Origin of the sequence: Bartonella sp. 1-1C, from assembly GCF_002810325.1 — a bacterium.
Lineage (GTDB): Bacteria > Pseudomonadota > Alphaproteobacteria > Rhizobiales > Rhizobiaceae > Bartonella > Bartonella rochalimae.
Genome location: NZ_CP019489.1, coordinates 481,012 through 494,170 on the forward strand (window position 1 = coordinate 481,012; position 13,159 = coordinate 494,170).

Below are 13,159 nucleotides of genomic sequence, written 5' to 3' on the forward strand. Positions count from 1 at the left end.
AGAGAGGCGACTTTATTCGTTGAGTTGTTTAATTTCTATATTGTTTGTTGTTTGGATAAATTTTTTGTGCCTAAATCATTGATTATTTAGTGATGATCACTGATTTTCAAGGTAAGTAAGAAGGTTTTCTTATCTTATTAAGAAGTAAGCTTTTGTTTTTGAAGGAGCTAATAATGAAATATTCTATTTTAATGGGGCTTTTTTTTGTGATTATGGTACAAATAACGTTTTGTTATGCGAATGCTCAAATTCCACAAAAACAGTCAGATATTATTTTTTCATTTGCTCCTTTAGTGAAAAAGACTGTTCCATCCGTTGTGAATATTTATGCTGCACGGAAAGTTAGAGTACGTTCGCCTTTTGAGGGAGATCCTTTTTTTGAACAATTTTTTGGTCGTTATCAAGGTAAGCGATCTTTGCGTACTCAGTCATCATTAGGATCTGGGGTGATTGTTGATGCACGTGGTTTGATTGTTACTAGTTACCATGTCATTAAGGATGCTAGCGAAATTAAAGTTGCTTTTTCTGATGGCCGGGAATTTGAAAGTACAGTTATATTAAAGGATGAAACAACGGATATTGCAGTACTTGAAATTAATTCAAAAGGTGCTCAATTTCCTGTTCTCCTTTTAGGAGATTCTGATGCAGTGGAAGTTGGAGATCTTGTTCTAGCAATTGGTAATCCTTTTGGTGTTGGTCAGACGGTTACAAGCGGCATTGTTTCAGCACAAGCACGTACGCGTATAGGTATTTCTGATTTTGATTTTTTCATTCAAACAGATGCTGCTATTAATCCAGGTAATTCTGGTGGGGCTTTAATTGATATGAAAGGTCAATTAATTGGGATTAATACGGCTATTTATTCACGTTCAGGTGGTTCTGTAGGGATTGGATTTGCTATCCCAGCTAATCTTATTAAGGTTGTGCTTGATACAGTTAAGCGTGGTGAAAAGTTTCTTGTGCCGCCTTATATTGGAGCATCTTTTCAAAGTATTACACCTGATATTGCAAGTGGTTTGGGTTTAGAACATTCGTATGGTGCACTCATTATTGAGATTATCAAAGGTAGTCCGGCTGAGAAAGCTGGTTTGAAAGTGGGTGATGTTATTTTGAGTGTGCAAGGGATGCAAATTGAGAGTCCAGATAGTCTTGGATATCGTTTAATGACAACTAGGATTGGGCAGAGCCTTGTTTTAGAATATTTACGGGATGGAAAAATTTTTAAAACAGAAATAACTGTATTATCAACACCAGAATCTGCATTTGTACAATCTGAAAAAATTGTGGGAGAAAATCCTCTTTCTGGTGCGGAAGTATTAGATTTAACGCAGTACAATAGTCGACGATTTCATCTTCCTGTTACTGTGAAAGGTGTGATAATTACTAAGGTTGACCAAAGAAGTAATGCTGCGGGTATTTTTCGTCCTGGAGATATTTTGCATACTGTTAATGGTCATAAAATTCAAACTGTGAGTCAGTTAAAAAAAATGCTTATGCAAAAACACTCACATATTTGGGAACTAGAATATGAGCGCAATGGTTTACATATTCGTCAACTGATTCGTTGAGAGTTTTATTTGAATAAAGATTTTTATACTTTACCCTTTGATTCTTGTGTTAATCAAAATCGTCCCCTTGCAGAAAGGATGCGTCCTCGCTCTCTTCATGAAATGGTAGGGCAAAACCATTTAATTGGAGCGGAAGGCTTTCTTTCGCGCATGGTTGCGTCTGGCTCTTTTAGTTCTATGATTTTCTGGGGACCACCAGGTACAGGTAAAACGACGGTAGCACGTTTGTTGGCACTTGAAACAAATTTTGCTTTTGAACAAGTTTCTGCTATTTTTACTGGAATATCGGAACTAAAGAAAATTTTTGAAGTAGCCCGATCCCGTTTGATGTCTGGATGTCAGACATTATTATTTATCGATGAAATTCACCGCTTTAATCGCTCTCAACAGGATAGTTTTCTACCTTTTATGGAAGATGGAACTATAATTCTTGTAGGAGCAACAACTGAAAATCCTTCATTTGAACTTAATGCTGCTCTTCTTTCACGTGCACGTGTTTTAACTTTTCGCGCGCATGATAATGAAAGTTTGGACATACTTTTGAAACGTGCTGAAAAAGTAGAGGGAAAATCACTGCCTTTAGATGATCATGCGAGAGAAATTTTAATAAGGATATCTGGCGGTGATGCACGAGCAGCTTTAACATTAGCAGAAGATATTTGGCGTGCTGCACAGCCAGAAGAAGTTTTTAATACCGAAACTCTGCAGGCCATAATTCAGCGTCGAATTCCGATTTATGATAAAGGAAGAGATAGTCATTATAACCTTATTTCAGCATTGCATAAGTCAGTTCGTGGTTCTGACCCTGATGCCGCACTTTATTATCTTGCACGTATGTTTGATGCGGGTGAAGATCCTTTATATATTGGGCGTAGGTTGGTTCGCATAGCTATTGAAGATATTGGTTTAGCAGATCCACAAGCTCTTGTAATTTGTAATGCAGCAAAAGATGCTTATAATTATTTAGGATCACCTGAAGGAGAGTTAGCTCTTGTGCAAGCATGTCTTTATGTTGCAACTGCACCAAAATCAAATGCAACTTATCTTGCTTATAAAGCGGCAATGCATAGTGCTCGCAAAAACGGTTCTTTATCTCCTCCTAAGCACATTCTTAATGCTCCTACAAAATTTATGAAAGAAGAGGGATATGGGCATGGTTATCGTTATGACCATGACGAACAAGATGCGTTTTCAGGGCAAGAATATTTTCCTGAAGAACTTAGCCATCAGATTTATTATCAGCCACAAGAACGTGGTTTTGAGCGGGAAATTATAAAGCGTCTTGATTGGTGGAAGAAATTACGACAAAAACGAGTTAATCAAAAATAAAATTTTAGAGAGAGTAAGATAGAATGTATTTGTGATTGTTTTTTTGTATTTAATCATAATTATTATAATTTTAATTAAGATTCAGATTACCCTAAAAGAACTTACTGCTATTTTATGGAGTAAAGGATATTTGGTTTATTTTAAGAAATAAGGTATTAACAGTATGTAAATTTAGTATGTAAGCGACTCTCCCTAATATGTTATTTCTTGAAGAAAACATAGTTTCTTTTAAGTGGAGAGAATTGGATTTTGCTGAATCTAACTAAGAATAAAAGAAATAGTCTGTGAACATCCAAATTCGAGGCTTTAATTAGGTGAAGAGAACAGTATATACTGTGTATTAAATTTGTTATAACTCACTAAGGATATAGTTGTGGATAAAACAAAAGCTTTAGAGGCTGCTCTTTCACAGATTGAACGTTCATTTGGTAAAGGCTCGATTATGCGTCTTGGGCAGAAAGAGCAAGTTGTTGAAATTGAGACGGTTTCGACTGGTTCGTTATCTTTGGATATTGCTTTGGGGGTAGGTGGACTACCAAAAGGGCGCATTATTGAGATTTATGGACCAGAAAGTTCTGGGAAAACAACATTAGCTCTTCATTCTATTGCTGAAGCGCAGAAAAATGGTGGGGTTTGTGCTTTTGTCGATGCAGAACACGCTCTTGATCCTATTTATGCGCGTAAACTTGGTGTTGATTTAGAAAATCTCTTTATTTCTCAGCCAGATACTGGTGAACAGGCATTGGAAATTACAGAAACACTTGTTCGTTCTGGTGCTGTTGATGTGCTGGTTGTTGATTCAGTTGCAGCTTTGACACCACGTGCAGAAATTGATGGTGAAATGGGGGATTCTTTACCTGGATTACAAGCTAGGTTGATGAGTCAAGCATTACGAAAATTAACAGCATCGATTTTTCGATCTAACTGTATGGTTATTTTTATCAATCAAATTCGTATGAAAATAGGTGTGATGTTTGGTTCTCCTGAGACAACAACAGGTGGAAATGCTTTAAAGTTTTATGCTTCTGTTCGTTTGGATATTCGTCGCATTGGTGCTATTAAAGATCGTGATACAATTATTGGGAGTCAGACTCGCGTTAAGATTGTAAAGAATAAGTTAGCACCTCCATTCAAGCAAGTTGAATTTGATATTATTTATGGTGAGGGCATTTCTAAATTAGGGGAATTAATAGATTTAGGTGTTAAAGTTGGTCTTGTAGAAAAATCTGGTTCATGGTTCTCTTATAATTCTCAGCGTTTAGGGCAGGGGCGTGAAAATGCAAAGCAGTTTTTATGTGAACACACAGAGATAGCGGCTGAGATTGAAACAGCTTTACGACAGAATGCTGGTCTAATCGCAATTGAATTGCTAGAAAATTCTGGAGTAGAAAGTACAGAGGGTGAGGAAACAATCTGATATAATATTAGTTTGAATAGGATTCCTTTATTTAAAGTTTATTCTATTTTTATTTGTTAGAATTTTGAAGTACAAGATCGTTTACTTTTTATTTTTTTGCAGAGAATATTTCTATCTTGATTAAAGCACTAAAGCTAGCAAAGAGTGCTGTATTAGGTAGTTATTTGGTTTTTGCGATTTTTTACTGTATTCTACAGGTGTAAATATGAATAGTGTTAATAGTATCAGGTCAGCTTTTCTGGATTATTTTCATCGTAATGGACACGAAATTCTTTCTTCGAGTCCACTGATTCCACGCAATGACCCTACATTGATGTTTACAAATGCAGGAATGGTTCAGTTTAAAAATGTTTTTACTGGACTTGAACAATACCCTTATAAACGAGCAACAACAGCGCAAAAATGTGTTCGTGCGGGTGGAAAGCATAATGATCTTGATAATGTTGGTTATACAGCGCGTCATCATACTTTTTTTGAAATGCTTGGGAATTTTTCTTTTGGTGATTATTTTAAAGAAGAAGCCATTTTTTTTGCATGGAATCTTTTAACCAAAGAGTTTTGTCTTTCGCAAGATAAATTGTTGGTTACAGTTTATCATACTGATAATATTGCAGCTGAATTATGGCGTAAAATTTCCGGGCTTCCAAACGAAAAAATTATCCGTATTGCGACCAATGATAATTTTTGGTCGATGGGAGATACAGGACCGTGTGGTCCTTGTTCAGAGATTTTTTATGATCATGGCGATGAAATTTTTGGTGGGCCTCCGGGAAGCGCTAATGAGGATGGTGATCGTTTTATTGAAATTTGGAATCTTGTTTTTATGCAATATGAGCAAGTTAATAAAGAAGAGCGAACTGAATTACCTTGTCCTTCTATTGACACTGGTATGGGATTAGAACGCATCGCAGCTGTTTTGCAAGGTGTTCATGATAATTATGATATTGATCTTTTTTGTAAATTAATTCACACTTCACAGGAGATAACAGGTATAGAGGCAACGGGTGAGTTTGTTGCCAGCCATCGTGTTATTGCTGATCATCTCCGTTCTTCTGCGTTTTTGATTTCTGATGGTGTTCTTCCTTCCAATGAGGGACGAGGATATGTTTTGCGTCGTATTATGCGTCGTGCTATGCGTCATGCTCATTTTCTTGGCGCTAAAGAGTCATTAATGGAGAAACTTTTGCCTGTTTTAGTACGCGAAATGGGGCAAGCTTATCCCGAGTTAGTGCGTGCTGAGTCCTTGATTTCAGAAATCTTAAAGCTAGAAGAAACGCGTTTTCATAAAACTCTTGAACGAGGGCTTAGTTTATTAAATGAAGCAAGCATTGATCTTAAAGAAGGTGATCATTTGGATGGTGAAGTTGCCTTTAAACTTTATGATACATATGGTTTTCCACTTGATTTGACGCAAGATGCCCTTCGGCGTCGTGGAATATCTGTTGATATTGATGCTTTTGAAAAAGCAATGGAGCTCCAGAAAGCTGAAAATCGCGCCAATTGGTCTGGTTCTGGCGCATCAATAACAGAAACAATTTGGTTTTCTATTCGTGATAAGGTAGGCATTACAGAATTTTTAGGTTATGAAGCAGAAAAAGCTGAAGGCGTTATTACAGCTCTTGTTTGTGATGGTGAAATTGTTGATCATATTTCTTCAGGGCAAGATGCTGTGCTTGTTGTAAATCAAACACCTTTTTATGCTGAGTCTGGTGGGCAGGTAGGTGATAGTGGCATTATTTCTGGTGAGTCTTTTGTTTTTGAAGTGCGTGATACCCAGAGAAAGGGTGATGGGATTTTTATTCACATTGGGGAAGTAAAATCTGGCCGAGCAAAGATATCTGATTGTGTGGAACTGATTGTTGATTCTGAACGTCGTAGAAAAATTCGTGCTAATCATTCTGCTACCCATTTGTTGCATGAAGCTTTGCGTTGTATATTAGGGCCTCATGTTGCACAGAAGGGATCTTTAGTATCTCCTAGCCGCTTGCGTTTTGATTTTTCTCACCCAAAGCCAATTTCATCAGAAGAATTAAAAAGAGTAGAAGATTTAGCAAACGATATTGTGCTGCAAAATAGTAAGGTCATAACTCGTTTGATGGCGCTGGATGATGCAATTTTGGGAGGAGCAATGGCATTGTTTGGCGAAAAATATGGTGATGAAGTTCGTGTTGTTTCTATGGGAGAGAGATGTGAACCAATAGAATTAAAAAAGCATTGGTCAATTGAGCTTTGTGGGGGCACGCACGTACAGAGAACAGGTGATATTGGTTTGATTCATATTGTTGCTGAAAGTTCTGTAGCTTCTGGAGTTCGTCGTATTGAAGCTTTAACGGGTACAACTGCACGCCTTTATTTACGTCAACAAGATAAGCGAATTTATGAAATGGCGAGTTTTTTAAAAACTTCTCCTGCTAATTTGGAAGAACGTATAAGGAATTTGCTTGATGATCGTCGTAAGTTTGAAAAAGAGTTGAATAATACACGTAAAAATGTTTTTCTGAATGGTGGGGCTCTACAGGGTAAAAAAGAGGAAATTACAATTATTAATGGCATTTCTTTTATGGGGAGAGTTCTTAGAAACATTGCAGTGCGGGATCTTAAAACGTTGGTAGATTCTGGAAAGAAACAAATTAAATCTGGAGTGGTCGCTTTTATTAGTATTTCGGAAGATGGCAAAGGAAGCGCTGTTGTTGGGGTTACTGATGATTTAATAAATATATTGAATGCTGTTGATTTAGTGCGCGTTGTTTCGACTGTTCTTGGTGGCCAAGGTGGTGGTGGCCGTCCTGATATGGCACAGGCTGGTGGCTCCAAAGGAGATAAAGCTGATGAAGCGATTACGGCATTAAAAGCTTTTCTTAAAGGGTAATTTTTATTCTTGTTATATGTTGCAGTTTTTAAGAAAGCTTAAACTGTATATCGTTATATTAAATTTTTATTTAAAAGCGTAGAAAACAAAAAATTTTTATGATGCAATAGCTTTGTGTAATGGCACTATATTTTCTGTTTCCGTTGTTTCTTGATCAATCATTAAGCCGCCAGTTTGTAATAATTTATAGAAGCGACCGCTTTTGCTGATCAGTTCTTGAAAGCTACCTTTTTCAATTAAACGGCCATGATCTAAAAATAATATAAGGTCAGCATTGCGTACTGTTGAAAGACGGTGTGCTATAATAAAGGTGGTGCGGTTTTGACTTACACAATCGATAGCATCTTTAACACGAGCTTCTGTTTCAACATCAAGAGCACTTGTTGCTTCATCCAAAATAAGGATGGGTGCATTTTTTAAGATAGCACGTGCGATTGCTAATCGTTGTCTTTCTCCACCTGATAATTGTGAACCTCGCTCACCAACTAATGTATCATAACAATCATTTTTTTCTAGAATAAAGTCATGAGCAGCAGCTATCTTTGCAGCTTCATAAAGTTCTTCATCTGTTGCGGTTGTTTTACCTATTGAAATGTTATCGCGAATACTACGGTTGAAAAGACCAGAATCTTGAAAGACTGTTGCTAAAGCTTTACGCAAGGATTCACGATTAACTGTGCGTATATCTATTTCATCAATACTGATGTGCCCAATCGTAGGATCATATACGCGTTGTAACAAATTAATTAATGTTGTCTTTCCAGCACCTGTTGGCCCTACAATCGCAACGGTTTGTCCTGCTTTAACTTTAAATGAAATATCAAAAACACCTTGAGAAGAATTAAGAAATTTATAGGATACATGATGAAACTGAATTTCACCTTTAACATTTTGAAGAGAAGGAAGATTTTCTGGTGTATTGATATGAACAGTAGAGTCTTCCATTTCAAAAAAATCTTTTAGTTTTGCTTGTGAAGATATAGCTAAATTGATGAAATTGCTAATTTGATCAAGACGATTAATCATTAATTGAGCAAATCCAACAAAAGCAACAACTTCTCCTACTCGCACTTGACCTTTTGTTACAAAAAAGGCACCTAGAAGTAAGACACACACTATCGAAATTGTTGAAGCCATTCGATTTAAGCCACTAGCGAGAGCCCACCAATTTAAAACAGGATTTTGGGCTTTAAGAAGATCAGCTGCGTGTTGATGAAGTGTGGAGGTTTCTTCTAATATTTGATTATAACTTTGCACGATCGAAACGTTAGAAATTGAATCACTGACATGTTTAAAAAGATTATGGTGGTAGCGTTCTACAGCTGCTTGTCCATCTTTTGTTTTTTGCATTACTAAGCGTGCAATTAATACATAGATAATAGCGAGGACAAGCAAGACTATTGAAAGACGCCAATTCATTTTGAAAGCTATTGGCACGAGAACAAATAATGCAACAAGAGTTGAGAGATGTTGGCGCATAAAGTCAAGCCATATGGTTGACATAGAATCTATTGCACGTAGTAGTGTATGAAGAGCATTAGAAGTTCCACGTTGTTGATGCCAGATTAGTGGCATAGCAATGATACGTTCAAAAGATTCTATTAAAACAGTTAAGCGACGTCTATGTGCTAAGCGGTCAGCACTACGTGCTACGAGTACATAAGCAATAATATTAAAAACACCAAAGCCTACCCACATTATGAGGGTTGAAATAATGCCAGATTTATCTGCAATTGCATCAATAACGTGTCCAAATAAAATAGGTTCTATAATTGTAATTATAGCTAAAGTAATATTAGCTGAGCAGATTAAAATGGATGCATTTTTTTCTTTGTTGAGATAAGAAAGAACACGAGCATAAATTTTAAATAAAGACACAGATGATTATCTCCAATTCCCTCTCAAGTTGCTCTAATATTAGTGGTTAGTCTTTGAAACTAATAAAATTTATGCGGTAAGAGAATGCAATTTTGGATACAGATTGTAATACAGCGTGATAGCGTCAATTTATAAAATCGTTTTTTGCATTTATATACAGTAGGATGAGAATGTTAATAACAAATTTTATGATGAGAGAATTATTATGGTGAGTGTAAAAATAAAAAAGGTCGAAGCAGATGAAAGTGGAATGCGTTTAGATCGCTGGTTTAAGGTATACTATCCAGATGTTGGGTTTGGATATTTGCAAAAACTTCTGCGTTCTGGACAGATACGGGTTGATGGTGGACGTGTTAAAAATGATATGCGTCTTGTTGTGGGTCAATCTATTCGTGTGCCTCCTTTACTTATAGATAAAGAGGATAGCTTTTCTGTAATCAATAAAATCGTTTGTGGACGGGACGATGATATAATCTTAAAAGATATGCTTCTTTATGAAGATTCAAAAATTTTTGTTTTTAATAAACCAGCAGGTTTAGCTGTACAAGGTGGTTCTGGCTTAACGCGTCATATTGATAATATGCTTGAAGTATGGCGTAATAAAAAAGGCGAAAAACCGCGATTGGTTCATCGCATTGATCGTGAGACATCAGGGATTCTTGTTGTCGCGCGGTCAAGAGGAGCTGCACAGGCTTTGACTGCTGCTTTTAGAACACGAGAAACAAAGAAAACTTATTGGGCATTGGTTCGAGGGGTGCCTAGAAAAAAGCAGGATAAAATTTCGACATGGATGGTCAGAGAAATAACTGCACAAGGTGATAAAATGCGTGTTTGTGAACGTAGACAACCAGATTCCAATCATGCAGTGTCTTATTATCGTGTTTTGGATACGCGAGGAAAAGCCCTTTCTTGGCTTGAAATGGAGCCCTATACAGGAAGAACACATCAATTACGTGTTCATGCTGCTTATATAAATCATCCGATTATTGGTGATTCAAAATATTTTTTTTCTGATAGTAATTGGGACTTGCCAAGAGGAATGCAAAATCGGCTTCATCTTCATGCACGTCGTATCCGTATACCTCATCCTTCAGGAGGCGTATTAGATGTTACTGCACCTTTACCACCTCATATGGTGCAAAGTTTTAATCTTTTCGCTTTTAACGAAATCGATGGTGATACAGAATAATAGAAACAATACTGTATTTTTTCCTTTAATATTTAACTAATTGATTTATAAAGATAATATATTACTTTATTTTGAATTAAAGTTTAAAACAGAGTAACACTCTCTTATTTCAACCTATCACATTTTAAAACAAATACAAAATTATTTATGTGTTACAAAAATAGTTAACATATAAATAAAAATGTTTTGAGAATTCTGTAATCAGTAATGGTATCAAGATATTAGCTAAAAGTCTTTTAATATATTGATTCTTAAATCAAAATTAATAAAAAATCCAGAAGAAAGATCGTATGTAAGGGTTTTAAAAAATTATCTTTTGAATGATCTATCGTATTAAAACTAGCAGGTACTTACTGAAAAGAATCAAAAGCAATATGCAGTTTAAATACTCAATATGGTTATAAAACATCTTCTATAACTGATATAGTATGGTGTTGTGAGTATTATATTGTCGATTAAAATTACATTGCTTTTTAAATTGGACTCTTCCTTATTTTATTATGAGATGGTGATATTATCACTATAAGACATTTCTTTAGCATTTATTATTCCATGAAAAATATTAAGGATATTGATTTATAAATCAATGATTATAAGAGATTGTGAGCTGATGTTGAGATTATCATAAAGAGATATAGTATAAGATTTTTGATGTTAAATGGCATAATACTTTAGTATTCGTTGGAATGACTGTAGTTGATATGTTTTAAAATTGCTGTACAGTATTTTTTATAGCTAATAATTGCAAATTTTATTCTAGAAACTTTATTAGGCTTGTTGAAAATATTAAAGGTAGAGAAAAATGCGTGAAATTTTAGGTGATGTTGATACATTATTGAATGAAGGTAATCCTTTGCATCATCCTCAAAAATTATCATGTCGGCCATTACCTAAGCGGTTTTATGAAAAAGTAGACGTCACCTGTAAAGAAGGAAAATTTTTTATTTTACTAGATGGGAGATTATTAAAGACACCTGCAAAACGTGATTTTTTTCTGCCGGTAGAAATGCTTGCTGGATTGGTAGCACAAGAATTTACTGCCCAAAAAGCAGTGATTGATCCAGCAAAAATGCCAATTACGCGTTTAGTTAATACTGTTATTGATGGTGTAATTGATAATATGCAAATTATTTTTGAAGATCTGCTGCGTTTTGTTGCATGTGATATGATTTTTTATCGAGCACAAACACCAAAAGAATTAGTGAAACGACAATCTGAAAAATGGGACTTTTTACTTGATTGGGCAGAAGAAAGATTAGGTACACATTTTAATTTAGTAGAAGGTCTTATGCATGTTGAACAACCACCTGAGTCTATTCAAGCGGTGAGCAATTATTTACGCAAGATAGAATCTCCTTATACATTAGCTGCACTTCATGCAATGACTACATTGACAGGATCAGCTCTTATTGCTTTTGCTGTAGCTGAGAGAAAGATTTGTACAGATGATGCTTGGGCTATAGCGCATTTAGATGAAGATTGGACAATGGAACAATGGGGAAAAGATGAAGAAACAATAACACGTCGTGCTTATAAAAAGTCTGAGTTTAATGCAGCAGCTACAATTATTACTGTTTGCTCAAAATGAAATTCTCATCTCAATTTACTATAGGAATAGGAAAATAAAATTACTGTCTCAGGTATTTGTGTACTGCATAGAGCGCAATTGCTGCAGCATTTGAAACGTTTAATGACTTAATATCTCCAGGAAGATCAAGGCGTGCTAGTGAGTACGCATTTTCCCGTGTTTTTTGACGTAAGCCTTTACCTTCTGCTCCTAAAATAAGAGAGATTTTAGTCCCTTTTAACGCTGTTTCTAAAGGAAATTTACCTTCTGAATCAAGTCCAAAACTAATAAAGTTCATTTGGTGAAGTTCTTGAAGTGTTTTAAAAAGATTGCGTACAGTAATGTATTCAATGAGTTCTAAAGCTCCAGATGCTGCTTTGGCAAGTACACCACTTTCTTGTGGTGAATGGCGATTAGTAGTAATGATTGCTCCAGCTTTAAAGGCTACGGCAGAGCGCATAATAGCACCAACGTTATGTGGATCAGTAATTTGATCCATGATAATGATAAGATCGGTATTTGTCAGTTCCGATAAAGGACGTGATTTTAGAGGTTCAGTTTCTAATACAATTCCTTGATGAACTGCTTCCCTTCCTACAAACATTTCCAGTTTTTTAGGTAAGCATGATGTTACAGGACACGCTATATTTGATTCGTTTATACCAAGACGCTTTAAAGCATTTGGTGTAGCATACAGATGTCTTAAAACTCTTCTAGGATTCTTCAATGCTGCATGAACTGGATGAATACCGTAAAGGTAAATTTGTTCTTTTTGTAATGGGATAGGTGGTTGTTTTACATATGTTGTAGATTGAAAAAAAGAGCCTTTTGTATTACGATATCGGCGACGAAGACGAGCATAATGAGAGTCTTTAAGCATATTTTTTCATATTATATTTATAATGGATTTGTATATAGAAAAAATATAAAATTTTAAATTATTTAATAGGAAATTTGTAAAGAACCATATTTATTTTGTTGACAGATGCAATACTAAACGCCATAACCAACCCTCAGCCAATCTAAACTTAGTAGAAAGAGATTGGTTGTAGTGGTGCTTTATCGCCCAGCTCTGCCGATGTAATGGAGGGGTGCCCGAGTGGTTAAAGGGGACGGACTGTAAATCCGTTGCGTATGCTACGTTGGTTCGAATCCAACCCCCTTCACCATTAATCAAATAGAGCTGATATGTGCGGGTATAGCTCAATGGTAGAGCAGCAGCCTTCCAAGCTGAATACGCGGGTTCGATTCCCGCTACCCGCTCCAGACATAAGCTGGCGATTAAGTAAAATGGTGGGTGTTTTCCATCATAATTAAAGAGGCGAATATTTTCGTTTTATAG

The 13,159-nt window shown here is 35.8% G+C and carries 8 protein-coding genes and 2 tRNA genes; 8 read left to right on the plus strand and 2 right to left on the minus strand.

The annotated features are described in order from the left end of the window. Positions 1 to 173 precede the first annotated feature (173 nt). From B11cv2_RS02235 to alaS, 4 genes are all read left to right on the plus strand, one after another. On the plus strand, positions 174 to 1,568 hold the full coding sequence (locus B11cv2_RS02235) for a DegQ family serine endoprotease (RefSeq protein ID WP_100693131.1): 1,395 nt from the start codon (positions 174 to 176) through the stop codon (positions 1,566 to 1,568). A gap of 9 nt (positions 1,569 to 1,577) precedes the next feature. Then, positions 1,578 to 2,897, plus strand: a complete 1,320-nt coding sequence (locus B11cv2_RS02240; RefSeq protein WP_100693132.1) for a replication-associated recombination protein A — start codon at positions 1,578 to 1,580, stop codon at positions 2,895 to 2,897. Between the two features lie 373 nt (positions 2,898 to 3,270). Further along, positions 3,271 to 4,314 carry a recombinase RecA gene (gene recA / locus B11cv2_RS02245; RefSeq protein ID WP_100693133.1) on the plus strand — a complete coding sequence of 348 codons (1,044 nt, stop codon included), beginning with the start codon at positions 3,271 to 3,273 and terminating at the stop codon, positions 4,312 to 4,314. A gap of 205 nt (positions 4,315 to 4,519) precedes the next feature. Next, positions 4,520 to 7,183: an alanine--tRNA ligase gene (gene alaS / locus B11cv2_RS02250; RefSeq protein WP_100693134.1), complete on the plus strand. Its 2,664-nt coding sequence runs from the start codon at positions 4,520 to 4,522 to the stop codon at positions 7,181 to 7,183. A 96-nt stretch (positions 7,184 to 7,279) separates the two neighbouring features. Here the strand turns inward: alaS and B11cv2_RS02255 are convergent, their stop codons facing one another. Next, the gene (locus B11cv2_RS02255) at positions 7,280 to 9,061 is read right to left on the minus strand and encodes a glucan ABC transporter ATP-binding protein/ permease (RefSeq protein ID WP_100693135.1); all 1,782 of its coding nucleotides are present in this window, start codon (positions 9,059 to 9,061) and stop codon (positions 7,280 to 7,282) included. Between the two features lie 205 nt (positions 9,062 to 9,266). On the opposite strand from B11cv2_RS02255, the gene B11cv2_RS02260 reads away from it, so the two are divergent. Both B11cv2_RS02260 and B11cv2_RS02265 read left to right on the plus strand, forming a co-directional pair. Beyond that, positions 9,267 to 10,250 (plus strand): RluA family pseudouridine synthase, encoded by a 984-nt coding sequence (locus B11cv2_RS02260; protein ID WP_100693136.1) that lies wholly within the window; start codon positions 9,267 to 9,269, stop codon positions 10,248 to 10,250. Positions 10,251 to 11,052: 802 nt separating this feature from the next. After that, the gene (locus tag B11cv2_RS02265) at positions 11,053 to 11,838 is read left to right on the plus strand and encodes an ATP12 family chaperone protein (protein ID WP_100693137.1); all 786 of its coding nucleotides are present in this window, start codon (positions 11,053 to 11,055) and stop codon (positions 11,836 to 11,838) included. A gap of 40 nt (positions 11,839 to 11,878) precedes the next feature. Here B11cv2_RS02265 and B11cv2_RS02270 read toward each other — a convergent pair whose 3' ends face one another. Beyond that, the gene (locus B11cv2_RS02270) at positions 11,879 to 12,697 is read right to left on the minus strand and encodes an RNA methyltransferase (protein ID WP_100693138.1); all 819 of its coding nucleotides are present in this window, start codon (positions 12,695 to 12,697) and stop codon (positions 11,879 to 11,881) included. Positions 12,698 to 12,902: 205 nt separating this feature from the next. On the opposite strand from B11cv2_RS02270, the gene B11cv2_RS02275 reads away from it, so the two are divergent. Further along, positions 12,903 to 12,986: transfer RNA gene (locus B11cv2_RS02275), tRNA-Tyr, on the plus strand. Positions 12,987 to 13,009: 23 nt separating this feature from the next. Beyond that, positions 13,010 to 13,083: transfer RNA gene (locus B11cv2_RS02280), tRNA-Gly, on the plus strand. Positions 13,084 to 13,159 lie beyond the last annotated feature (76 nt).

Bases quoted from the DNA above. Each gene is read 5' to 3' on its own strand.
- alaS (WP_100693134.1), top strand. From the start codon at position 4,520: ATGAATAGTGTTAATAGTATCAGGTCAGCTTTTCTGGATTATTTTCAT.
- B11cv2_RS02270 (WP_100693138.1), bottom strand. From the start codon at position 12,697: ATGCTTAAAGACTCTCATTATGCTCGTCTTCGTCGCCGATATCGTAAT.
- B11cv2_RS02265 (WP_100693137.1), top strand. From the start codon at position 11,053: ATGCGTGAAATTTTAGGTGATGTTGATACATTATTGAATGAAGGTAAT.
- B11cv2_RS02235 (WP_100693131.1), top strand. From the start codon at position 174: ATGAAATATTCTATTTTAATGGGGCTTTTTTTTGTGATTATGGTACAA.
- B11cv2_RS02260 (WP_100693136.1), top strand. From the start codon at position 9,267: ATGGTGAGTGTAAAAATAAAAAAGGTCGAAGCAGATGAAAGTGGAATG.